Consider the following 22,492-nt stretch of genomic DNA (forward strand, 5'->3'; position numbering starts at 1 on the left):
CAATCGGCGATATCTGCAATCTGTTCTCGCCAGTTGAATGCAGAAACTACTTCACAGCCGCAGGGTATGGACTCACTTGAACGTCCGATGCTCTAACCAGGGGAAACAGATTCGAAACAGAAACGTCTGCCACGCGAAATCAATTCGAAACGTGACCCAACGATAAGCCGGTCATCGAATTGGAGCCGGCCATGTCCGGCAGACGGGGACATCATGTACACTGCCATTTCTGCCAAGCTCATCAACATCGCTGCCGCCGCTCTCACGGGTGCGGTTCTTCTGTTCGGCGCCGGTAACGGCGTCGCCCATGCCGCCAATCGGGCCGCCAATCAGATCGTGGCGCGGATTTCGCTTTCGCAGCAGACGATGCAAGTCCTGGTCGACGGGCGGCCGACCTTCGCGTGGAAGGTCTCGACCGGCGGCAGGGGGCATGTCACCCCGACCGGCTCGTTCAAGCCGACCCGCATGCATCAAATGTGGTATTCGAGGAAATACGACAACGCGCCGATGCCGCATTCGGTCTTCTTCAAGGGTGGCTGCGCCGTTCATGCCACCAATTTCGTCAAGCGCCTCGGCCAGCCGGCCTCGCATGGCTGCGTGCGGCTGCATCCGGACAACGCCGCCGATTTCTACCAGCTTGTCGAGATTTTCGGTCCGGCCAACACCCGGATCGTCATCGTCAAATAGATAACCAAAGACGATCCGCTTGTATAAATACCTTGCGGTCGGACATCACTGCCCAAGAAAAAGGCCGGAAATTCCGGCCTTTTTTGTCAATCAATCAACCGGCACCGGCATCAGCTTTGGGTCCGGCTTCTCGGCGTGATGCGGCAGGTCCTTGCTGGCAATCAAGGTGTAGAACATCGGCACCACGAACAGGGTGAACATGGTTCCCACCAGAATGCCGGTGAAGATCACCAGGCCCATCGAATAGCGCGCTGCCGCACCCGCGCCGCTGGAGATGATCAGCGGCACCACGCCGAGCGCCATCGCCGCCGTCGTCATCAGGATCGGCCTTAGCCGCACCCTGGCCGAGGCGACGATCGCATCGCGCCGCCGCATCCCGTGGAGCTCGCGCTGCTGGTTGGCAAACTCGACCAGAAGAATGCCGTGCTTGGTGATCAGGCCGATCAGCGTGATCAGGCCGACCTGCGTGTAGATATTGAGCGTTCCCAGCCCCAGATTGAGCGGCACGATCGCGCCGAAGATCGACAGCGGCACCGACATCATGATGATTAGTGGATCGCGGAAGCTTTCGAATTGCGCCGCCAGCACCAGATAGATGACCAGAACGGCTGCCGCGAAGGCGATGATGATCGTGTAGCCCTGTTCCTTCTCCTGCCGCGACTGGCCGGTATAGTCGATGAAGAACGTATCGGGCAGGCTTTCCCTGGCGATGTCCTCGATGGTCTTCAGCCCGTCGCCGGTGGTTACGGTAGGCAATGGCAGTGCGGAAATCGTGGCGGAGTTCAATTGGTTGAACTGCTCGATCACGGCCGGCGAGGCATTGGTCGAGATCTTCACCACCGCCGAGAGCGGCACCATCTCGCCCGATGCGCTGCGCACGAAATACTCGGCCAGCTTTTCAGGGTTGTCGCGGAAGTTCTGCGGCACCTGCGGGATGATGTCGTAGCTGTTGGATTCGCGGTCGAATTGCGCCACTTCGGCGCCACCGACCAAGAGGGTCAGCGTCCGGCCGATGTCGGCGATCGGCAGGTTGAGCGCCGCGGCGCGGTCGCGGTCGATCGTCACCGTCACTTGCGGCGCGTCGAACGACATCGAATTCTGCACGGCGAGGAAGCGACCGGAGGCCTGCGCCTTGTTCTTGATGTCCTCGGCCGCCTCATACACCTGGGAGGCCTCTCCGGTCGAGCGCACCACCATCGTGATCGGCAGGCCGCCGCCGGAGCCGGGCAGCGTGGGCGGTGCGAAGACGAAAGCTTCGACGCCCGCAACCTTGCTGAGGCGACCCGTGATGTCTTCCTGGAGTTCCTTCGAGCTGCGCGTGCGGTCGGCCCAGTCCTTGAATGCGAAGCCGACGAAGGCGTTGTTCGTCGGGCCTTGGAACGCGACGGCGGAGAACCGCGCCCTGGTTTCGGGGATATCATTCACCAGCCCGAGAATCAGGTTCACATAGGTCTCGGTGTAGTCCGACGTCGCATAGCGCGGCGCGTTCACAATAGACAGCAAGAAGCCCTGGTCTTCTTCCGGCGCCAGTTCGCTGGCGGTCTTGGTGAACATGAAGCCGGTCGTGGCGACTAGTGCGATGACGATCATCAGCGTCACGGGGCGATATTTCAACGAGCCGCTGACCAGCCGTTCATAGATGTTTTCGACGCGCCCGAACGTGCTGTCGACAATACGCTGGAAGCGGCTGTGCGAGCCTGACCTCAGGATGCGTGCCGACATCATCGGCGTGACGGTGAGGGCAACGACACCCGAAAGCACCACCGAGCCGGCAAGCGTCACCGCGAATTCGCGAAACAGTGCGCCGGTCAGGCCGCCGGTGAAGGCCAGCGGCGCGAATACGGCGGCCAGCGTTATCGTCATGGCGATGACGGCGGACGAGATCTCCCGCATGCCGTTGAAGGCCGCCTGCATCGGCGACAAACCATCTTCCTCCATATGGCGGTGAATGTTTTCCACCACCACGATGGCATCGTCAACGACGAGGCCGATCGCCAGCACCATGGCCAGCAACGACAAAAGGTTGATCGAATAACCCAGCGAAAACAGCAGGAAGCAGACGCCGATCAGCGACAGCGGAATGGTCACGATCGGCATCAGCACCGAGCGGAACGAGCCGAGGAAGAGCAGGATGACGACGATGACGATGATGACCGCTTCGCCGATGGTCTTGAACACCTCCTCGATCGACGCGCTGATCTGCTCGGTCGAATCGTAGACGATCTCGATCGTCATGCCTTGCGGCAGCGTCTCCTGGATCGTCGGCACAATGTCGTGGATTGCCTCCGCTGTCGTCAGCGGATTGGCGGCCGGCGTTGGGAAGATGGCGAGAAAGATGCCGGGCTTGCCGTTGAAAGTGACCCTGGTGTCGGTGTTCGCCGCGGCGAGCTCTACGCGCGCCACGTCGCGCAGTCTCACCACATTGCCGTCTGTCGAACGAAGCGGAAGAGCGGCGAAAGCCTCCGGCGTCTGCAGCGTCGAGCGGACGGTGATCGAAGAGGCGACGTATTCGTTTTCGGTATTGCCCGGCGCGGAGAGGAAATTCGATGCATTGATGGCGGTCAGCACTTCCGCCGCCGTGACGCCGCGCGCCGCCAGTTTGATCGGGTCGATCCAGACGCGCATCGAATATTCGGCGGCGCCGAAGATCTGTACGTCGGCGACACCCTCGACCGTCGACATGCGCGGCCGCACGACGCGCTCAATGTACTCGGTGAGCTGTTCCGGCGTCATGTTCGGATTCTGCATCGAGATGTACATCATCGCGAACTGCTCGCCGGTACCCTTGACGATCACCGGGTCTTCGGCCTCGTCCGGCAGATCGCCGCGCACGCCTTGTACCTTCGACAGGACTTCGTTCAGCGCGACATCGGGGTTGGAGCCGAGTTTCATCTGCACCGTCACGGTGCTTAAGGACGGCCGGCTCGCCGACGTGACATAATCGATGTTTTCGGTCGAAGCGACGGCACGGGCGATCGGCGCGGAAATGAACCCCTGGATCAGGTCGGCGCTGGCGCCGGGATAGGCCGTAGTGATCGTGATGGCCGTTTCTTCAACCTCCGGATACTGCCGGATCGACAGGTTGAAGATGCCCTGGAATCCCAGAAGCAGGATCATCAAGGCGAGCACGGTCGAAAGCACCGGACGGCGAATGAAGATGTCGGAGAAGCTCATTTCTGGGCTGCCTGCTGGTTTGCCGGCTTGGTCGGGTCGATGGTGTTGTCGACGGCAACGGACATGCCGTTGGAAAGGCGGTTCTGGCCGGCGGTGACGACTTCGTCGCCGGGGGCGATACCTTCCAGGATCTCAACCAGGCCGGCATTGCGGCGGCCTGGCTTGACGAACACCTGGGCAAGCACGAGCTGCGGCTTCTGCTCTTGCGCCGTCGGCTCGGCCGGCGCAGCAGCCGGTTTTTCCTCGGGTTTTGCCGCGGGTGCTTCGGCTGAGGGCTTCGCAGTATCCGTGGCGGGCTTCTCTTCCGGCTTCGCCGCAGCAGGGGCGGCGCCGCCGTCGGCGGCGGGCTTTGCCGGACGCACCACGAAGACGAAGTCGCCGTAGAGGCTGGAGGTCAGCGCGGTCTGCGGCACCGTCAGCACGTTGTTTTCCTCGGGCAATTCGACGCGCACCTGCACGAACTGGCCAGGGGTCAGCTTGCCTTCGGGGTTGGCGACCTCCGCCCTGACCGTCACCAGCCGGCTGGTTGGATCGATCTTCGGGTCGATACCGCGGATGGTGCCGCCGAACGGCAGCTCGCCGTCACCAATGCCCAGCCGCACCTTCTGGCCGATCTTCAGCAGCGGAAGCTGCTGTTCGGGAACCGAGAAATCGGCCCGCATCGTCTCCAGGTCCTGCAGTGTCACTACGGCAGTGCCGGGTGAGAGATACTGGCCGAGATCGATCCTTGGGATACCCACTGTGCCGCCGAAGGGCGCTGTCAGCAGCTTCTGTTCGAGCACCGCCTGCAGCCTGTTGACCTGCGAAGCGGAAGCCGATGCGGTTGCCCGCGCCGTGTCGAGCGTCGATTCCGAGCCGACACCGCGCTTTTGCAATTCAAGGGCGCGTGTCAACGCCGTCTGGTCGAGCGCTGCTTGCGCCTTCGTTGCATCGAGATCGGCGCGCTCGGCGGCATCGTCGAGCCGAAGGAGAACCGCGTTGGCTTCAACCTTCTGATTGGCGTGAAACATGATGTCCTTGACGATACCGGCGGTTTCGACGCTCAGGTCGACGCCGCGGACCGCACTGACAGTACCGATCGCCTCGACGCCCGGCGTCCAGTCCGTCGGCTTGACGATTGTCGTCGACACGGTCGCGGCCGGCGGCTTCATCGTGGCGAAGAATTGCTGCATTGCGTTGTCGCGGAACAAATTGAAGCCGACGATGCCGCCGCACACCAGCACGAGCAGAATGAAGGCAATGATGAAACGCTTGATCACGAACAGTCCCCTTGGCCATGGCCCGGCATAACAGTCGGATGACCGACACACATACCTGTGACCGGTCCCGATTTCAAATGACGGCAACCTTACTGTACCGTCTGGACGGTCTTGTCAATTCCGCGTAAAGCTAATGTATGGGGAACGACTGATGAAGGCTCGAAGAACAAATTCGCGCGACAGGATACTCGCCGCCGCCGCCGATGTGGCACGCGAGACAGGGCCCGGCAGCCTGTCGCTGGACGCCGTCGCCAGCCGAGCCGGCGTGTCGAAAGGCGGCTTGCTGTACAATTTCCCGACCAAGGCGAAACTGCTGCAGGCGCTGGTGGAGGACTACCTGCGCGCCTTCGAGCAGGCGCTGGAGTCCGCCCGCACGGCCACCGTCAGCGGCGAAAGCCCGCTTGCGACCTACATCAAGCTTTCGGCCGAACATGCCGAGGAATCGAAACCGTCGGCTTCCTGGATATTTTCAGCGATCGCCGAGGATCCCGATTTCCTGACACCGATAAAATCGTTCAGGCGGCAGGTTTTCGAGCGGCTCAAGGGAGAGACGCCGGACCTCAAGGCGCTGCTGGTCTGCTACCTCGCCATCGAAGGACTTCGCAGCATGAACCTGTTCGATTCGGATGTTCTTTCGGTCGACGAACGCCGGTTGCTGGTATCGTCCTTGCTGGAGATCGCGGGATAGATTGCCGCGCAGGCCGGGCGAAGTTACCTTGGTGAGATCCTCCCCGCTCGCCGGCACGAGGGGCGCCTTGCTGTTGTAGACGATGCCGGTGGTGACCAGCTTGGTCGAGAAACAGGTTTGAGCTGGTTGGCCAGAGTGCCGTTCAGGGAACTTTTGCTCGGCTGGCGATTTTGGATGTATGGTGGGAACCCGAACGGCCAGAAGGGTGTTGCCGATGACGACAAAACGCTTTGCGATCCGCGCTATCGCTTTCGCAATGGGCTGCAGCATGTCCGCCGCGGCCTTCGCTGGAAGTCGCGACCAACGGGCTGACCCTGAACGCTACGTTCCCGCCGAAGGCGACATCATCGACATCCTGTTCGGCGGCCCGCGCTACTATGACCAGCAGTTGTTCACGACAGCCGCCGGAGCCTGCTCCTACCACAGGGTCGGGCCCGACGCGAATGCGTTGAACAAGATCAACGATCACCACTGCGGGAAGTAAGCGGCAGCTTGCGGCGCCCCCAGTCGGGCGATGCTGCGGCGCAGAATGAAGACTGTGGCGATCCTTCGCGCCCCCCTCTGTCCTGCCGGCATCTCAAGGCTTTGCACCGAAGCGCATTCGGCCGCTGGTCAGTTAGATACGCCTGGTTCGCCTTCCCACAGGATCAGGCTGGCCGCGCCGATCAGTCCTGCGCGGTCGCCAAGCTGCGCCGGCACGATCGGCACGTCGCGGTAGGCCGGCATCGCCCGCTGTTCGACGGTTGCCCTGATGGTCGGGGCCAACAGGTCGAAGCCATTGGCGAGGCCGCCGCCCATGACGATCAGGTCCGGCGAATAGAGGTGAAGCAGGTTGGTGAAGCCGATGCCGAGCCACCTGGCTTCCGCCTCGATCAATTCGAGCGCGCCGATATCGCCGGCACGTGCGGCCTCGACGACGTGCCTGGCTGAAACGTCGCCGTCAGCCGAAAGGCGCCTGAGAAGGGAGCCGTCGCCCGGCGCTGTCAACGCCGTAGCACGCCGCCCGAGCGCGGTTCCGGAGGCGACCGCCTCGAAGCAGCCGACGGCGCCGCAAAAACAGCGGTCGCCTTCACCGGTGATGGTCATATGGCCGATCTCGGCCGCCAGCCCGCGCCGGCCGTGATAGATGTGGCCGTCGGCAACCACGCCGCCGCCAATGCCGGTCGACACGGTGACGAACACCAGCGAGCCGCTGCCGCGGCCGGCGCCGAGGCGCCATTCGCCGACAGCCGCCGCATTGGCGTCGTTCTCCAGCCGCACCGGCAGACCGAATTGCCGGCCGAGAATGTCGATCAACGGCACGTCGTGCCAGCCGGCCAGGGTCGGCGGCCCGATGACGATTCCCGCTTTGGGATCGAGCGGACCCGGCGCGCCGATGCCGATGCCGACGACGTCCGCCTGTGGGCGCTGTGTCAGAAGAGCCCCGGCCAGTGCAATGATCTGACCGATCACCGCATTCGATCCCGCAATCGCCATCGTTGGAGCCGAAACCTGCGCGACAACGCGGCCGCCACTCTCGACCAGCGCGCCACGCAGCTCCGTGCCGCCGAGATCGAAGGCAAGCGCGAGCTTTGTCATCAGGCGGCGACCTTCAGCCCGTGCAGCCAGGCCATGCGCTGCGCAAGGTGGGGGTCGCCGAAAGCCAGCGAGCCCAGCACCACCGTGTCGGCGGCGGCGGCGCGCAGGCGCGGCACCGTGTCGTGGCGGATGCCGCCATCGGCAGCCAGGATAATGTCGGCTTCGCGGCCTGCCTTTTTCATCAGCGCGCGCGCTTCGATCAGGCGGTCGCAGGCCTGTTCGGACAGGCTCTGGCCCTTGACGCCGATGGAGGTGCCGAGCAGCGTCACGAAAGCCACTTGCGACAGGAAGGGGGTGACCGCCGCGACTTGCGTTTCTACCCTGAGCACGACGCCGGCTTCGGCGCCGAGCGCATGTGCCAGCCGCACGGCGCGCAGCCCGGCCTCGCCGTTTTCGGCGTGCACGCTGATCAGGTCGGCGCCGGCCTCGATGAACTGGCGCGTCTGTTCCTCAACGATCTCCGGCTCGACCATCAGGTGGACATGGATCGGCCTTGCCGTCAGCCCGGCGATCCGCGCCACCAGATCCGGGAAGAACAGGAAGCCGGGGGTGAAGCGGGCGTCCGCGACATCGATGTGGTGCAGGTCGACATGAGGTTCTATGCGCTTCAGGTCGCGCTCCATATTACCAAGGTCCGCCGACCACAGGGAAAACTCGCCGAGCAGCCGGTTGCGCGGCAGGGCGGCGATCGCGGCAGGGCCGGATAGGGATTTGGTCGTCATGAGGGAATAAGGCTCCGGAAATTGGCGTGGGCGTGAAGAAAGGCCGTGATCTCGGCCTGCAGCTCGGCGAAATGCCTGGCGCTGTCGAGCGCCTTGGGATGGATTTCGGCAAAGGTCGCGCCGGGAATGGTTGCGGCGAGCGTATGGGCGGCCGAGAGCGGATGCACCGCATCCATGGCGTTGCCGATGATGAGCGTGGCAATGCCAAGCGCAGCGGCGTCACTCGCCGAGACGCCCGGTCCGTCGGCGGCAATATCGGCGAGGACTTGCGCGAATGGCGCGGCGTCTGGCCGGTCGAAATAGCCGAACAGCGAGGCAAGGTTGTCGGGTGCTTCACGCTGCAGGCGCGCGGCGGTTTCCGATTGCACGAAAATCGTCCTGGCCTCGTCGGGGCCGGGGTCGAGGATCAGGCCGGCAACCTCGGCGATCGGCCGCAGGTTCACCGGCGCGCTGTCGAAAATCCAGGCCGGCCGCACAAGCAGCAGGCCCGCGACGCGGTCCGGATGACGGCAGGCCAGGCGCAAGGCGATCGCCGCGCCCATAGAAATGCCGCTGGCGATGAAACGGTCGAGGCCGGCCTGATCGGCGGCGGCCAGCACATCGTCGGCGAACATGCTCAGGGAAAACGGGCGGCGGCCGCCGAGCCCTGAGGCACCGTGCCCGCGGCATTCCAGTGTGAGGCGCCGTATGCCGGCGTCGGTTGGGAAAGCCTGGGCAGCCTGCGCCTCGCTACCACCCAACCCATGCTGGAACACGACCGCCAACCCGTCGCCCGCGTCGGAAACCCGCAGCGCAGCGTCGTCGCGAAGCAGGGTGGTCGGGCGGGCCATCAGGCCAACCCCGTCAGGAAACGGGCAACCCCGGGCGCTTCTTCGGCCGAAAGTCCGTGCGTCACCAGCGTCCCGTCAAAGCCTGATGCCTTCAGTCGGGCGACAAAATCCGGGAAATTGACGACACCTTGCCCGGCCGTAGCGAAGCGGCCGTCGGCGAAACGGTCCTTGGCATGGGCCATGGCGACATGGCCGGCTGTGTGCTCGACCGCAGCGGCCACGACGGCGCGTGCCTCCTCGGGGCTCGCCTGTTCGAACAGGTTGGCCGGATCGAGAACTATACGCAACCGTCTCGAGCCCATCTCGGCGATGAGGCGCATCGCGTCCGACGCCGAGGTGACGATGTTGGCCTGTTCGGGCTCGATGCCGAGATCGACGCCGTGACGCTCCGCGAGTTGCAGCGCCTTTTCCATCTCGCCCGCCATGTCCTCCCATGCCGAGGGGTCGGTATTGTCGGGATGATATGCCCACTGGTCCTCCGCATTGCGCGTTCCCGTGCACAGGGTGACCAGCGGAACGGAAAGGTCTGCCGCGGCCTTGATGACCACGCCAAGCCGGCGCAGGCCGTCGTCGCGCACCGTCTTGTCCGGATGGGCCATGTTGTAGGTGCCCGAGAGCGCCACCAGGGCGACACCGGAGGCATCGGACGCAGCTGCGATGACGTTGATGGCGTCGTCAGGGACCGCATCCGGCATCGACGGCAGGCCGGCGCAGGCCAGGTTGAACTGGGTGACGGAAAACCCCGCGTCGCGGACCGCCGCCAGCACGCCGGCCGGCTCGCTCCCCGGGAAGGTCTTGGCGAACACCCCGATCTGCATCATACCGCTCCCGTGACGGAAGCGATCTCGACGCGTTGCCCGGTTTCGACCGAGCGGGCGATCGCCACCATGGCGCGGATCGAGGCAAGGCCGTCCTCGACGTTGGCGCCGCGCATAGGCTTGCCGTCGAGCACCGTGTCGGCGAGGCCTTCGAGCTGGCGCCTGAAGAAATGCCCGTCGGCGCCGAGCGGCCTTCGCGATGTCGCATCCTTCTCGTGAAAGATGTCGACCTCGCTCGCCCGGAAATACCAGGGATTGAAGGTCTTGGCGATCACCGAGCCGTTCTCGCCATAGAGCTGGAAACCCTCGTGCCAGTCCATGCGGACAGCCACGGTGAGGTCGAGATGGCCAAGCGCGCCATTGGCGAACTCAGTTTCGATGAACCAGCAATAGGCGCCGAAACGCTCGTTGAGGCGGGCGCGCACGGCGACGATCTCGCCGCACATGAAGCGCGCCGTGTCCACGAGGTGGGAGCCGTGCGCGAGCATGAAATACTGCCTGAGGTCGGCCTTCGGATTGCCGCCCGGCTTGTGCGCCAGCTTGCTGGTGACGGGCAGCGGCTGGACCGCGTCGGTGTTGGTATAGCGGTGGGTAGAATCGCAATACCAGGCCTTTAGCGCCAGGATCTCGCCGATCTCGTCGCGGACGAAATCGCGCGCCGCTTCCAGCGCCGGGTCGAAGCGCTTCATGTGGCCAACCTGCAGCACCTTGCCGGAGCGTTTAACTGCATCGGCGAGCATCTCGCCCTCTTCGACCGAGACGCCGATCGGCTTTTCGCACAGCACGTGCTTGCCGGCCTCGAGGGCCTTGATCGACATCGGGACGTGATAGGCGTCAGAGGTCGCGACGATCACCGCCTCCAGTTGTGGATCGGCGAGCATCTCATCGTAATCGCCATACATTTTGTCGGGTTCATAGGTCGCGCCCATGCGCGCCAGAAGATCGGGGGCGGCATCGCAGATCGCATAGAGATCAGCATTGCCAGCCTTCACGCAGGATTCGAGATGGGCGAATTGCGCGATCGGCCCGCAGCCGAGCACGCCGACACGAAGGCGACGGTCTTGCTTCCGAATCATGGTCTCTTCCTCACACGCCGTAGCCGTGCATGGTCTGACGGTTGGTCTTGACCGCGGCGGCCGGATCGGCGGCGGCGGTCTCGGATTCCTCTTCCAATATCAGCCAACCGTTGAAACGAGGTGCGGCGGTAGCGATATCGATCACGGCTTGGGTATCGCAGACGCCCTTGCCGAGCATCGCCCAGGTGCCACCAGCATCGACATCCTTCAGATGCACGTAGCGGATGCGGTCGCGGTAGGTGGTGAGCGTATCTGCCATGTCTTCATGGCCGCGCAATATGTGGCCGGTGTCGGGCACCCAGCCGACGAGCGACATCGATCAGTTCGAAAATCCGGTCATAGTCGGCACGGTCGAACAGCAGTGTGTTGTGGTGGGAACTGGGATGGACAGCGATGTCGACGCCGGCCCTGCGTCCGAATTCGCCGGCCTTGTTGTAGAACTCCGCAGCGATGGCAAACTTGTCGTCACGCGGGCCGTCGGACACGACGGTGGCCGACCCCATGGAGACCAGCGCGCCGGAAAATGCGGCGGCGAAATCGATCCAGCGCTGCGCGGTTTCCAGGTCGGAACCGATCCTGTCCCGTAGCGTAAAGCCGCTCGTCGAGCCGAAGGCGAAAGAGACGAGGGTGAGACCGGCCGACTTCAGTGCCATGGCGAATTCCGCCGGCCTGTCGGCATAGTGGCCGATCATCGTGTCCGTGATCTCGATGCCGGCATAACCGCCGTCGGCGATTGCCTCCAGGAGATCGTCGGGGCGGCCGGCAAACCGGTCTCCGAGCATTTCCCAGGTAAAGGTCTGACAACCGACTTTCAGGTCTTTCACGTTCGTCCTTTCATTCCTTGATGCCGCTCTGCGTCAGCCTTCGATGATGTGCCGCGGAAGAATAGCACCAGCACGATCAAGGAGACCGGCTCCTTGGATGTCATCCATTTTCTCCTCCTGGCGGCCTCCCAGACAGCATTTCCGCATGTTCCATAAAAATTTTACGCCCGTCAATATTTAAAATACTGTAAAGCGGCTTTCGAATGTGATCCGTTGCTGGTGCAATAACTCAGCCAGGATATTCGGCGTTCGAGGTAAACTAGAATATGCTAGGAAAATCAGGATCTAAGGTCGGTATCGGCGTTGTCGGATGCGGCAACATTTCTATGACCTATTTGCGCAATGCGGCTCTGTTCGGTGAGGTGGAATTGCGCGCCTGTGCCGACATATCGCCCGATATGGCGGCCCTGCGTGCCAGCGAATACGGTATGCGGGCGGTCAGCGTCGAAGCGCTCCTGGCCGATCCCGAGATCGACCTCGTCCTCAACCTGACCGTCCCGGCGGCGCATTTCGACATTTCGTTTTCGGCGCTTTCGGCGGGAAAGCACGTCTTCACCGAAAAGCCGCTGGCAACCTCGGCAAGCGACGGCCGGCGGCTTGTCGCCGAGGCGGCGGAGCGCGGGCTGCTGCTGGGTTCGGCTCCGGATACTTTCCTCGGCGCCGCCGGACGGCGGGCACGCCGCCTCATGGATGAGGGCGCAATCGGCCGCGCGGTGACCGGCACCGCCTTCATGATGGGGCGCGGCATGGAGCACTGGCATCCCAATCCGCAATTCTACTATCAGCCGGGCGGCGGACCGGTCTTCGACATGGGGCCCTATTACCTGACGATGCTTGTTAATTTGCTGGGGCCGGTGGCCCGCGTGATGGCGATGGCGACGCGAGGCCAGGATGAGCGGCTGATTACTGCCGAAGGCCCCTATCGGAACACCAGCTTCAAGGTCGGCACACCGACCAACATCCTGTCGCTGCTGGAGTTCCATTCCGGTGCCACTGTCACCTTCGGTGCCTCCTGGGATGTCTTCAGGCACTCTAACCATCCGATCGAGCTGCATGGGACCGAAGGCTCGCTCAGGCTGCCCGATCCGGACACGTTCGGCGGCACCGTCTCGCTGTCGGAACGTGGGGCCGACTGGGCCGACTTTCCCAGCGAGAGCGAACTCTATGGCGCGCGCAATTGGCCCTTCGCCGCGCCCGACCGCGCCAATTATCGCATGCTCGGCGTCGCCGATCTTTCGCACGCTCTGATGTCAGGCAGAAGGCCGCGCGCGTCCGGCGACCTTGCGCTGCATGTGCTGGAGATCATGGAGGCGATTCTCACTTCGGGAGAGAGCCGTGAGTCCGTCGCCGTCAACACAAGGGTTGATCAGCCGCCGCTTCTTGGGGAAGACGAAGCGGCCAGCCTGCTTGCCTGATATCGGAGGGGACCTAACATGACGACATCGCTTTCGCCGTTGCTCGATCCGGAGGCCCGGCATGTGCTCGACCTCGACCGGCAAGCGGCAGCCCCGCCATTCGAAGCCGGCACGCCCGAAGAAGCGCGCCGCGCCTATGAGAAGGGCTTTCCGGCATTGCAAGGTGAGCGTGAGCCTGTGGCTTCGCTGACCGAGCGCATCATCGCCGGGCCAGGCGGCCGGTTGACGCTCAGGATCTATCGCGGACAGGGCTCGGTCGAGGCCGATGCCCCGGCGCTGCTCTATCTGCATGGCGGCGGCTGGGTGATCGGCAATCTCGAGTCGCATGACGAGATCTGCCGCTGGCTTGCCAATATGGCGGCCTGCGTCGTCGTCTCTCCCGACTACCGGTTGGCGCCGGAGCACAAATTTCCGGCGGCGATCGAAGATTGCCGTGCCGCACTTTCCTTCGTGCAGGACGGCGCGGGCGACCTCGGCATCGACGCGAGAAGAATCGCTGTCGCCGGCGACAGTGCCGGCGGCAATCTCGCTACCGTGCTTTGCCTGCTTGCGCGCGGCGACAAGAACCCGCCGACTGCGCAACTGCTGTTCTATCCGAACACGGACGCCTGGCAGGCGGCGGACAGCTATCGCCGCTTCGTCGACGGCTATGGCCTGACATCCGCGACCATGGCCTGGTTCCGCGACCACTATATCAGGGATGCCAAGGATATCGACGACTGGCGCGTGTCGCCACTCAAGGTTGCGAGCCTTGCCGGCGCAGCCCCGGCCTTTGTCGCCATCGCCGGTCACGACATCCTCGCTGATGAAGGCGAGGCTTATGCCAAGCGTCTGGAAGACGACAAGGTGCCGGTCGTCCTGCGGCGCTGGCCCGGCCAGATCCACGGCTTCGTCTCGATGGGCCGCTATGGTCCGGCGGCGCGGCAGGCGGTCGGCGCCGCGGTTACGGCATGGCGCGGCTTCGATCCTGTCTTTGGAAACGCTCAGGCCGACTGACGCATAACCAGCGTTGCGTCGAGACTGACCTTGGCGGCAACTGCCGCGTCGTCCTCGTCCAGCAAGGCCAGCAGCGTCTCAACGCTGCGTCCCGCCATGGAAGCGAAGTCCTGCGCCATGGTGGTGAGGGCAGGGCAGGTGTAGCGGCTCAGCGGATGGTCGTCATGGGCTGCGACCCGCAGCTCGCAATCGCCCTTGCGGCCGACCTTGCGGCCTTGCGAGTAGGCGGCGGCCATCACGCCGAAGGCGAGACGGTCGTTGGCGCACAGAATGGTCTTGCCCGGCAGGCCGCCACGGACGAGCATCGCTTCCATCTGCTCATAACCGATCCGTTCAAAATCCCAGGTGTAGTCATCGGTATTGCCGATGACCACCGGCTCATGGCCGAGCCGCTGCATGGCGCCGATATAGCTGTTCAGGCGTTCGCGCGAATTGTGGTTGACATGCGGGATGTCGAAATAGACCGGGGCATCGCCGGAACGGCAGAGATAATCGACGATGGTCGAGACGCTCTGGCTGTTGTTGTTGCCGACGAATGGCGTGTCGCCCTCCAGATAAGTGTCGAAATAGACGATCGGTATAGTCTGCGTCAGCTTCTCCAGCGTGCCGTGGTCCGAACGCAACCCAAGCGGCGCAATCAACGCGCCGGAAACTTTTAGCGAAAGAATGGTTCGCGTCGCTTCCACTTCGAGCTCGCGCGAGCCATGCGAGGAGATCACGATCGGCCAGTAGCCCTCGTCGCGCAGCCTGAGTTCGATTCGGCTGACCATCTCGGAATAGAAGGGATCGGCGACCGTCGGCACCACGATGCCGATGCTGCGGGTTCGCTTGCGGTTCAGGTTGCGCGCAAAGAGATTGGGCTGGTAGTCGGACGCGCGCAGCGCAACCTCGATCCGCTGCCGTGTCGCCGGCTTGACACTGGTCGGATCATCAAAAAATTTCGACAGCGTCGGCCTGGAGACGCCGCAAGAGCGGGCGAAATCCTCCATCGTCTTGTGGGTTATCGACATCAAATCCCTCGCGCCGTTCCTTAGCGCTACCCCGGCCCCTACATACGGCGCGCCAGCCTGCAACCGCAAGGCGAAACTTTACAGACAATTTCGATAGTTTTCATGCGTCAATTTATTAATTGACGCGAAAAAGCACAAGCCGTATTCACCTCCGTAGGCGTATTCGAAATTCGTATCCCCGGAAAATGCTCGCGAGGTTCATCCGAAGCGAGGCCGGGCGAAACGCACGGAGGGATTCCGCGAGATGAAGAAGCTGGTCAGTGCCGGCGAGATACTCGTCGAGATCATGGCCGTGCGGATCGGCCAGAGCTTTCTCGAGCCTGGTCCGCTGCTTGGACCCTACCCGTCCGGCGCGCCCGCCATCTTCATCGGCCAGGCGGCGGCGCTCGGCCAGCCGGCTGGCCTTGTCGGGGCCGTCGGCGACGACGATTTCGGCAGGCTCAACATCGAGCGGCTGCGGGCGCTGGGCGCCGATGTGTCGGCGATCGCGGTTCACAAGGGCCATGCAACGGGCACGGCCTTTGTCACCTACCGGACCGACGCCAGCCGGCATTTCGTCTTCAACATCCGCAACAGCGCCGCCGGCCTGATCGAGACAAGCGCGGCGGCGACAAAGCTGCTCGCCGGTGCCGATCACGTCCATATCATGGGCTCGTCGCTGTTTTCCGACCGCGCCATCGCGGTGGCGCTGTCGGCGATCGAGACTGTCAAGGCCGGGGGTGGAACCGTGTCCTTCGATCCGAACATCCGCCGCGAGATCATGCAGGCATCCGGCATGCGCGCAGCACTCGGCCAAGTGCTGGCGCGAGCCGACATCTTCCTGCCGAGCGGCGAGGAGCTCTTCCTGTTTTCATCCGCGAAGGACGAGAAGGGCGCGGTCGACGAATTGCTGGCCCGTGGCCTGTCCTGCATCGTCCTGAAGAAAGGCGCCGCCGGCGCCGTCTATCATGATCGCCACGGCGCGGTCGCCTCGTCAGGCTTTGCCGTCGACGAGGTCGATCCGACCGGTGCCGGCGACTGCTTCGGTGCTGCCTTCGTCTCGTTCTGGCTGCGCGGGGCGGCTCCTGCCGAAGCCCTGCGGATCGCCAACGCCTGCGGTGCGCTCGCCGTCACCCGCAAGGGGCCGATGGAAGGTATTTTCCCGCTTGAAGCGGTCGAGGCATTCATCGCCACGGGGAACACGCAGTGAGTGACGCGACGCGAAGGTTTGCGAACATTGCGGCCAAGCGCGCCGCAGGCGAGAGAAGTGGCATCGCCTCGGTCTGCTCGGCGCATCCGCTGGTTATCGAGGCCGCTCTGCGTCACGGCGTGGCGCGGCGCGCGGATGTGCTGATCGAGGCCACCTGCAACCAAGTCAACCACGAGGGCGGCTATACCGGGATGATGCCCGCCGGCTTCCGCAGCTTCGTCGAGGCGCGTGCGCAGAAAGCGGGTTTCCCAATTGATCGCCTGATCCTCGGCGGCGATCATCTCGGGCCGAATCCGTGGAAGCACATGGCAGCAGCTACCGCGATGAAGAAGGCGGGGGCGATGATCGATGCCTATGCGAGCGCCGGCTTCACCAAGATGCATCTGGATACGAGCATGGCCTGCGCCGACGATCCAGCCGTGCTTGCCGACGAGATCATCGCCGCACGCGCGGCTGAACTTGCGGCTATCGCTGAGGCGGCAGTCGAGTGCGCCGGCAGCGAAAGGCCCGTCTACGTCATCGGCACCGAAGTTCCGGTGCCGGGCGGTGCGCTGGAGGCGCTCGACCATCTGCATGTGACGGCGCCCGGAGATGCCTTGCGCACCGTAGAGATCCACGCCCGAGCGTTTTCCCGCGCCGGCCTCGAAGCCGCTTTTGCCCGTGCGGTCGGCGTCGTCGTCCAGCCCGGAGTCGAGTTCGGCAACACCGAGATCGTGCCCTATGCGCCGGCCAAGGCGACCGAACTGGTGGCTGCACTCGACCGCATGCCGCAATTTGTTTTTGAGGCGCATTCGACCGACTACCAGCCGGCGGAATCGCTTAACGCTCTCGTTCGCGACGGCTTCGCCATCCTCAAGGTCGGACCCTGGCTTACTTTCGCGCTTCGCGAAGCGCTTTATGGGCTCAGCCATATCGCCGATATCCTCGCGCCGGACCCTTCGCGCGAAAGCCTGCCTGCCGCGATGGAACGCATCATGCTGGCGTCGCCGGACAATTGGCAGAAATACTATCCGGGCACTCCGGAAGAGCAACGCGTGCAACGGCATTTTTCGTTCAGCGATCGCATCCGCTATCACTGGCCGACGCCGGCGGCGCAACGCACGACACAGACGCTGCTGGATGTATTGGGCGAGAAGGACATCCCCCGGCCTCTGATCAGCCAGTATCTGGGGCAGCTCGACGCCGAGGTTGCGGCAGGCCGGGTCAAGCCGCTCGCGCACGACCTTCTAATCGGCAGCATCACCCGTGTCCTCGATATCTACGCGGACGCGACGGGACAGTAGGGGTCGCGCTACCGATGTCGACGTCCTTGCGAAAAGGGCGCCGCCGCAATTTACAACTAACATGTTAGCGTGCTATGACTGCTTGCACATTGATGTCTGGAGAGAATAGCAGTGGCCTCGCGCTTTGGTCTTTCGGTTGCCCTCACCACGCCTTTCGAGCCGTCCGGGCAAATCGCCATCTCTCCCATGATCACGCAGGCCCGGGCTTGCCTTGGCGCCGGCTGCAGCAGCGCAACGCTCTTCGGCACCACCGGGGAAGGCGCCTCGGTGGGCACGGGAGAGCGGCGGATCGTTACCGAGGCCATGCTGGCCGCCGGCATTCCGGCACATCAGCTCGTCGCCAGCGTGCTGGTCGATGCGGCCGAAGACGCTGCCGAACAGGCGCGGCATGCCTTGCAATGCGGCGTCCGCAACATCCTGCTGGCTCCACCGAGCTACTTCAAGAATGTCGGCGAGGACGGGCTGTTCGGATGGTTTTCCGCCGTCTTCGCTGCGCTCGGCCCGTTGGCCCGCGGCGTCCTCCTCTACAACATCCCTTCTGTCACCATGGTGCCGCTTCCGCTTGCCCTGATCGGTCGGCTGCGTGCGGCTTTCCCCGGCGTGGTCGCCGGCGTCAAGGATTCGGGTGGCGACTGGAGCTACAGCGAGGCGCTGCTAAGAGCCCATGGCGACCTGGTGATCCTGATCGGCGACGAGCGGCACCTGGCCAGAAGTGTGCGCCAGGGCGGGCAGGGCGCCATTTCCGGCATGGCCAATTTCGTCATCGGCGAAATCCGCGCCATGGCCGAGGTTGGCCGCGACGATGCCCGCGTCGAGAGCTTTGTGCTCGAATTGCTCAAATATCCGGTCACCCCGGCGGTGAAGGTCATGGTGGCGCGCAAGACCGGCGACGAGCGCTGGCTGGCGGTCCGTCCGCCACTGGAGCCGATCACTTCGCAGGGGCGGCGACAGCTTGCTGCCGCCTATGACAGTCTGTTTGCGACAGAGCCGGCCTGACCGGTAAGGGAAGCGCGCTGAAATGGACGACAGCAGCGAACCGGCAACCCTCAGGGAAAGAGCTTATGCCAGCTTTACGCGGCATTTGCTGGCCCGCGATCTGCGGCCGGGACAATTCGTGTCGCAGCGCGAGCTGGTTGCCTTTACCGGGCTGCCGCTTGGCGCCATCCGCGAGATCGTGCCGCGTCTCGAGGCCGAGGGGCTTTTGACGACGATCCCGCAGCGCGGCATGCAGATCGCCCATATCGACGTCAACCTGATCCGCGAAGCCTTCCAGTTTCGCCTGTTCATGGAGCGCGAAGCGGTGGCGCTATTCACCGTCAACGCCTCTGACGCCGAGCTCGCCCGCCTGCGGCACGAGCATGAGGACATGCTGGCTCAAGCGCTGTCGCAGGCGCCGACGCCGGAAATGGAAGCCAGGGCCCAGAACATCGATTGGGCCATGCACGATACCTTCATCGATGCGCTGGGCAACGAGATCATCGCCAAGGCGTATCTGGTCAACTCGGTAAAGATCAGGCTAATCCACCAGGAGCGTTTCCGTATCGACGGGCGCGTCGTGCCGGTGATGCAGGAGCACCTGACGGTGATCGAAGCGCTCGAGAGCCGCGACCCGCAAAAGGCGGTCGAGGCGATCAGCCGGCATATCGACAATGCGCGCCGGTTGGCGCTCCAGATCTGAGGAACGTATGGTTCGCGGCTGCCGCGAAGCTATCCACAACGACAGCAACCCCAGGGAGGAAGAAATGTCGTCCAATCCGTTCAAGCCAACGAGAAGGCAAGTTCTTGCAGGAACCACGGCGCTCGCTGCCGCGGGCCTGGCGGGCATTCGCCCGAGCTTTTCCGCCAGCGTCGACTGGAAGCGCTTTGCCGGCACGACGCTCGACGTCAATCTGGTTAAAAGCCCGCGCAGCGACACCATCCTGAAATACATCGCCGAATTCGAGGAGCTGACCGGCATCAAGGTCAATGCCGAGGCGACGCCGGAACAACAGCAGCGGCAGAAGACGGTGATCGAGCTCAGTTCCGGCAAACCGAGCTTCGACGTCGTGCATCTCAGCTATCACGTGCAGAAGCGCCAGTTCGAAAAGGGTGGCTGGCTGGCCGACATCGCCGGCTATCTGGCCGATCCGACCCTGACAGATCCCGGCCTGGTCGAAAGCGATTTCGCCGAGGCCGGCATGCTTTTCGCCAAGGACAACCAGGGCGTGCTGCGTTCCCTGCCCTTCTCGGTGGACTACTGGATCGTCTACTGGAACAAGGAGCTGTTCGGGGCCAAGGGCCTCAAATACCCTGAATCGTTCGACCAGCTGGTGGCCGCCGCCGAAGCACTGACCGATCCATCGACCAACACGTTCGGTTTCGTCGCCCGCGGCCTCAAGAATGCCAACACGCCGGTGTGGACGTCGCTGATGCTCGGCTACGACATGACGCCGCTCGACGATAAGGGAAAGCTGCGCACCGAGGCTCCCGAGGCGATCGAGGCCGCCGCCCTTTACCAGAGGCTGATGACCAAGTCCGCCCCTCCGGGCGTCACCGGCTTCAATTGGGCTGAAGCGCAGTCCGCCTTCCTGCAAGGCAAGATCGGCATGTGGTTCGATGGCGTCGGTTTTGCCCCACCGATGGAAAATCCCGAAAAGTCGCGCGTGGTCGGCAAGGTCGGCTATGGCGTCATGCCCAAGGGGCCCAAGGCGCATGCCTCCGGGACGTTTGGCGACGGCCTCGGCGTGACCGCCTCCAGCGAAAAGAAGGAGGCCGCCTATCTCTTCTGTCAGTGGGCAGTTTCCCCGGCCATGGGCGCGCGCCTGCTCCAGGCCGGCGCCGGCGTGCCTTTCCGCAAGTCGGTGCTGGAAGACCCCAAGGTGCGGGAAGGCGTCACCATGCCGGCAAGCTGGCTCGATGCCGTGGTTCAGTCCGGCAACATCAGCAGGCTGGCGCTGCCGGTGATCATCCCGGTCACCGAGTTCCGCGACATCTATGGCGTGGCGCTGACAAACATGATTGCCGGCGCTGATCCTGCCGAAGAGCTGAAGAAGGCCACCGCGCAGTTCCAGCCGGTTCTCGACAGGAGCGAGCAGGGCTGATGTCCGCCATCGCCCCAGAACGCACCGGGGTGACGACCGATCGCACCGGGGTGACGACCGATCGCACCGGGGTGACGACGGATCGCACCGGGGTGACGACTGAACAAGCCATCGAAGGGAGCCAGACGATCCGGCTGACTCCCAACTACTGGCCCTTCGTCGTTCCGGCGCTCGTCGTCGTTAGCGCCGTGATCGTCTTTCCCTGGGCTTTCACGCTCTGGATGAGCGTCAACCGTTGGACGCTCGGCCAGTCGCGGAGCTTTGCCGGGATGGAAAATTATCTCCGGTTGGCGAGCGACCCGCGATTCTGGGAATCCCTTGTTCATACGTTGACCTACACCTCCCTCTCGGTGGCAGCGCCGATGTTCTTGGGCACTGTCGCCGCCCTGATCTTCGACGCCCGGTTTCCGCTGCGCGGCCTGCTGCGCGGCGTCTTCGTCATGCCGATGATGGCAACGCCTGTTGCCGTGGCGCTGGTCTGGACCATGATGTTCCATCCCCAGCTCGGCGTGCTCAACTACCTTCTATCGCTGGTCGGCATCCCGGCGCAGGAATGGATATTCAACGCCAAAACGGTCATCCCTTCGCTGGTCGCGGTCGAGACCTGGCAGTGGACGCCGCTGGTGATGCTGATCGTGCTGGGGGGGCTGGCCTCGGTACCGCGCGAGCCGTTCGAGAGCGCCGAGATCGACGGTGCCAATGCCTGGCAGCAATTCCGCTACCTCACCCTGCCGATGATCGCGCCCTTCCTGATGATCGCGTTGATCATCCGCACCATCGACGCGCTGAAGAGCTTCGACATCATCTATGCGATGACCCAGGGCGGACCGGGCACGGCGTCCGAAACCATCAACATCTATCTCTACAACACCGCCTTCTCCTATTACGACATCGGCTATGGCTCGGCCATGGCCGTGGTGTTCTTCATCGTCATCGTGGCGCTGTCATTCATCCTCCTGATGCTGCGCCAGCGCTCGCAGTGGAACGATGCGGAGGGCAAATAGATGAGCTCACGATTGCTCAACCAGATCGGCCTGTTTTTCGCGGCTCTGGTCATCGTCTCGCCGGCGATCCTGTTCTTCCTCTGGATGATCTCGCTGTCGCTGAAATTCGAGATCGACAACGGCGCCTATCCGCCGATCCTGATCCCCGAACGTTTCGCCTGGTCGAACTATGTAAAGGTGTTCGAGGAGAACAATTTCCTGCTCTATCTCTGGAATTCGGTTCTGGTGACCGGCACGGCGACACTGCTGGCGCTGCTGATCGGCGTACCGGCCGGCTATGGCATAGCGCGGCTCAAGGCCGAAAAATCGGCGGTCGTTATCATGATCGCCCGCATGACGCCGGGGCTGTCCTATCTCATCCCGCTGTTTTTGCTGTTCCAATGGATCGGGATCCTGGGCACGCTCTGGCCGCAGATCATCATCCACCTGGTGGTGACGGTGCCGATCGTGGTCTGGGTGATGATCGGCTATTTCGAGACCACGCCGATGGAGCTGGAAGAGGCGGCCAATATCGACGGCGCCAGCTCCTGGCAGGTGTTCCGGCTGGTCGCCCTGCCCATCGCCAAGCCGGGCATCGTTGTCGCCTTCATCCTCTCCGTCATCTTTTCGTGGAACAATTTCGTCTTCGGCGTGGTGCTCGCCAGCCGCGAGACGCGCACATTGCCGGTTGCCGTCTACAACATGCTCTCCTATGAGCAGGTGAGTTGGGGGCCGCTCGCCGCCGCAGCACTGGTGGTGACGCTGCCGGTGCTGGTCCTGACCATGTTCGCGCAAAAGCAGATCGTCGCCGGGCTGACCGCCGGAGCGGTCAAGGGCGGCTGAAGCCGCATTCTAGCTCGACATCACTCTTCTCCTGGAG

General features: G+C 63.5%; 20 protein-coding genes and 1 pseudogene. 12 read left to right on the forward strand and 9 right to left on the reverse strand.

Going from position 1 to position 22,492, the window contains the following annotated elements:
• Positions 1-213: 213 nt before the first annotated feature.
• Positions 214-687, forward strand: a complete 474-nt coding sequence (locus NKH12_RS10750; protein WP_352953086.1) for a L,D-transpeptidase — start codon at positions 214-216, stop codon at positions 685-687.
• A gap of 90 nt (positions 688-777) precedes the next feature.
• Here the strand turns inward: NKH12_RS10750 and NKH12_RS10755 are convergent, their stop codons facing one another.
• Both NKH12_RS10755 and NKH12_RS10760 read right to left on the reverse strand, forming a co-directional pair.
• Complete coding sequence (locus NKH12_RS10755; protein WP_352953087.1) at positions 778-3,861, reverse strand: efflux RND transporter permease subunit; 3,084 nt, start codon at positions 3,859-3,861, stop codon at positions 778-780.
• The gene (locus NKH12_RS10760; protein ID WP_502910774.1) at positions 3,858-5,120 is read right to left on the reverse strand and encodes an efflux RND transporter periplasmic adaptor subunit; all 1,263 of its coding nucleotides are present in this window, start codon (positions 5,118-5,120) and stop codon (positions 3,858-3,860) included. Before NKH12_RS10760 ends, NKH12_RS10755 begins: the two co-directional genes overlap by 4 nt.
• 151 nt (positions 5,121-5,271) lie before the next feature.
• Between NKH12_RS10760 and NKH12_RS10765 the strand changes: the two genes are divergently transcribed.
• Positions 5,272-5,808, forward strand: a complete 537-nt coding sequence (locus NKH12_RS10765; protein ID WP_352953088.1) for a TetR/AcrR family transcriptional regulator — start codon at positions 5,272-5,274, stop codon at positions 5,806-5,808.
• 214 nt (positions 5,809-6,022) lie between these two features.
• The gene (locus NKH12_RS10770) at positions 6,023-6,292 is read left to right on the forward strand and encodes a hypothetical protein (protein ID WP_352953089.1); all 270 of its coding nucleotides are present in this window, start codon (positions 6,023-6,025) and stop codon (positions 6,290-6,292) included.
• Positions 6,293-6,420: 128 nt separating this feature from the next.
• Here the strand turns inward: NKH12_RS10770 and NKH12_RS10775 are convergent, their stop codons facing one another.
• The 6 genes and pseudogenes from NKH12_RS10775 to NKH12_RS10800 form a co-directional block, all read right to left on the reverse strand.
• The gene (locus NKH12_RS10775) at positions 6,421-7,386 is read right to left on the reverse strand and encodes an ROK family protein (RefSeq protein ID WP_352953090.1); all 966 of its coding nucleotides are present in this window, start codon (positions 7,384-7,386) and stop codon (positions 6,421-6,423) included.
• Positions 7,386-8,108: a ribulose-phosphate 3-epimerase gene (locus tag NKH12_RS10780; RefSeq protein WP_352953091.1), complete on the reverse strand. Its 723-nt coding sequence runs from the start codon at positions 8,106-8,108 to the stop codon at positions 7,386-7,388. The genes NKH12_RS10775 and NKH12_RS10780 overlap by 1 nt, the downstream gene beginning before the upstream one ends.
• Positions 8,105-8,938, reverse strand: a complete 834-nt coding sequence (locus tag NKH12_RS10785; protein ID WP_352953092.1) for an alpha/beta fold hydrolase — start codon at positions 8,936-8,938, stop codon at positions 8,105-8,107. The genes NKH12_RS10780 and NKH12_RS10785 overlap by 4 nt, the downstream gene beginning before the upstream one ends.
• Entirely contained in the window at positions 8,938-9,756 is an 819-nt protein-coding gene (locus NKH12_RS10790) for a sugar phosphate isomerase/epimerase family protein (RefSeq protein WP_352953153.1), read from the reverse strand. The genes NKH12_RS10785 and NKH12_RS10790 overlap by 1 nt, the downstream gene beginning before the upstream one ends.
• On the reverse strand, positions 9,756-10,832 hold the full coding sequence (locus tag NKH12_RS10795) for a Gfo/Idh/MocA family protein (protein WP_352953093.1): 1,077 nt from the start codon (positions 10,830-10,832) through the stop codon (positions 9,756-9,758). Before NKH12_RS10795 ends, NKH12_RS10790 begins: the two co-directional genes overlap by 1 nt.
• Positions 10,833-10,842: 10 nt before the next feature.
• A pseudogene (locus NKH12_RS10800) lies at positions 10,843-11,614 on the reverse strand (sugar phosphate isomerase/epimerase family protein).
• 308 nt (positions 11,615-11,922) lie between these two features.
• Here NKH12_RS10800 and NKH12_RS10805 point away from each other — a divergent pair.
• Together NKH12_RS10805 and NKH12_RS10810 are read left to right on the forward strand one after the other, a co-directional pair.
• Positions 11,923-13,071, forward strand: a complete 1,149-nt coding sequence (locus NKH12_RS10805; RefSeq protein WP_352953094.1) for a Gfo/Idh/MocA family protein — start codon at positions 11,923-11,925, stop codon at positions 13,069-13,071.
• An 18-nt stretch (positions 13,072-13,089) separates the two neighbouring features.
• Positions 13,090-14,067, forward strand: coding sequence for an alpha/beta hydrolase (locus NKH12_RS10810; RefSeq protein WP_352953095.1), 978 nt, complete (start codon positions 13,090-13,092; stop codon positions 14,065-14,067).
• Here the strand turns inward: NKH12_RS10810 and NKH12_RS10815 are convergent.
• Positions 14,055-15,077 (reverse strand): LacI family DNA-binding transcriptional regulator, encoded by a 1,023-nt coding sequence (locus NKH12_RS10815; protein ID WP_502910775.1) that lies wholly within the window; start codon positions 15,075-15,077, stop codon positions 14,055-14,057. The two genes, NKH12_RS10810 and NKH12_RS10815, sit on opposite strands and share 13 nt — an antisense overlap.
• A 244-nt stretch (positions 15,078-15,321) precedes the next feature.
• Here NKH12_RS10815 and NKH12_RS10820 point away from each other — a divergent pair, with 244 nt between their 5' ends.
• From NKH12_RS10820 to NKH12_RS10850, 7 genes are all read left to right on the forward strand, one after another.
• Positions 15,322-16,266, forward strand: a complete 945-nt coding sequence (locus NKH12_RS10820) for a sugar kinase (RefSeq protein ID WP_352953097.1) — start codon at positions 15,322-15,324, stop codon at positions 16,264-16,266.
• On the forward strand, positions 16,263-17,549 hold the full coding sequence (locus tag NKH12_RS10825; protein WP_352953098.1) for a D-tagatose-bisphosphate aldolase, class II, non-catalytic subunit: 1,287 nt from the start codon (positions 16,263-16,265) through the stop codon (positions 17,547-17,549). The genes NKH12_RS10820 and NKH12_RS10825 overlap by 4 nt, the downstream gene beginning before the upstream one ends.
• Positions 17,550-17,660: 111 nt before the next feature.
• Positions 17,661-18,545 (forward strand): dihydrodipicolinate synthase family protein, encoded by an 885-nt coding sequence (locus NKH12_RS10830; protein ID WP_352953099.1) that lies wholly within the window; start codon positions 17,661-17,663, stop codon positions 18,543-18,545.
• A gap of 22 nt (positions 18,546-18,567) precedes the next feature.
• Positions 18,568-19,227 (forward strand): GntR family transcriptional regulator, encoded by a 660-nt coding sequence (locus NKH12_RS10835; protein ID WP_352953100.1) that lies wholly within the window; start codon positions 18,568-18,570, stop codon positions 19,225-19,227.
• A gap of 64 nt (positions 19,228-19,291) precedes the next feature.
• Positions 19,292-20,629 (forward strand): extracellular solute-binding protein, encoded by a 1,338-nt coding sequence (locus NKH12_RS10840; RefSeq protein ID WP_352953101.1) that lies wholly within the window; start codon positions 19,292-19,294, stop codon positions 20,627-20,629.
• Entirely contained in the window at positions 20,629-21,633 is a 1,005-nt protein-coding gene (locus NKH12_RS10845; protein ID WP_352953102.1) for a carbohydrate ABC transporter permease, read from the forward strand. Before NKH12_RS10840 ends, NKH12_RS10845 begins: the two co-directional genes overlap by 1 nt.
• Positions 21,634-22,455: a carbohydrate ABC transporter permease gene (locus NKH12_RS10850; RefSeq protein ID WP_023797160.1), complete on the forward strand. Its 822-nt coding sequence runs from the start codon at positions 21,634-21,636 to the stop codon at positions 22,453-22,455. It abuts the gene before it with no gap.
• Positions 22,456-22,492: the final 37 nt, after the last annotated feature.

This window comes from Mesorhizobium sp. M1322 (genome assembly GCF_040318085.1).
In the GTDB taxonomy this organism is placed as follows: Bacteria; Pseudomonadota; Alphaproteobacteria; order Rhizobiales; family Rhizobiaceae; genus Mesorhizobium.

Coding starts and splice junctions, on each gene's coding strand:
- NKH12_RS10810 (WP_352953095.1), top strand. CDS start 13,090: ATGACGACATCGCTTTCGCCGTTGCTCGATCCGGAGGCCCGGCATGTG.
- NKH12_RS10785 (WP_352953092.1), bottom strand. CDS start 8,938: ATGGCCCGCCCGACCACCCTGCTTCGCGACGACGCTGCGCTGCGGGTT.
- NKH12_RS10765 (WP_352953088.1), top strand. CDS start 5,272: ATGAAGGCTCGAAGAACAAATTCGCGCGACAGGATACTCGCCGCCGCC.
- NKH12_RS10820 (WP_352953097.1), top strand. CDS start 15,322: ATGAAGAAGCTGGTCAGTGCCGGCGAGATACTCGTCGAGATCATGGCC.
- NKH12_RS10815 (WP_502910775.1), bottom strand. CDS start 15,077: ATGTCGATAACCCACAAGACGATGGAGGATTTCGCCCGCTCTTGCGGC.
- NKH12_RS10770 (WP_352953089.1), top strand. CDS start 6,023: ATGACGACAAAACGCTTTGCGATCCGCGCTATCGCTTTCGCAATGGGC.
- NKH12_RS10755 (WP_352953087.1), bottom strand. CDS start 3,861: ATGAGCTTCTCCGACATCTTCATTCGCCGTCCGGTGCTTTCGACCGTG.
- NKH12_RS10840 (WP_352953101.1), top strand. CDS start 19,292: ATGTCGTCCAATCCGTTCAAGCCAACGAGAAGGCAAGTTCTTGCAGGA.
- NKH12_RS10775 (WP_352953090.1), bottom strand. CDS start 7,386: ATGACAAAGCTCGCGCTTGCCTTCGATCTCGGCGGCACGGAGCTGCGT.
- NKH12_RS10795 (WP_352953093.1), bottom strand. CDS start 10,832: ATGATTCGGAAGCAAGACCGTCGCCTTCGTGTCGGCGTGCTCGGCTGC.
- NKH12_RS10835 (WP_352953100.1), top strand. CDS start 18,568: ATGGACGACAGCAGCGAACCGGCAACCCTCAGGGAAAGAGCTTATGCC.
- NKH12_RS10845 (WP_352953102.1), top strand. CDS start 20,629: ATGTCCGCCATCGCCCCAGAACGCACCGGGGTGACGACCGATCGCACC.
- NKH12_RS10790 (WP_352953153.1), bottom strand. CDS start 9,756: ATGCAGATCGGGGTGTTCGCCAAGACCTTCCCGGGGAGCGAGCCGGCC.
- NKH12_RS10850 (WP_023797160.1), top strand. CDS start 21,634: ATGAGCTCACGATTGCTCAACCAGATCGGCCTGTTTTTCGCGGCTCTG.
- NKH12_RS10805 (WP_352953094.1), top strand. CDS start 11,923: ATGCTAGGAAAATCAGGATCTAAGGTCGGTATCGGCGTTGTCGGATGC.
- NKH12_RS10780 (WP_352953091.1), bottom strand. CDS start 8,108: ATGACGACCAAATCCCTATCCGGCCCTGCCGCGATCGCCGCCCTGCCG.
- NKH12_RS10750 (WP_352953086.1), top strand. CDS start 214: ATGTACACTGCCATTTCTGCCAAGCTCATCAACATCGCTGCCGCCGCT.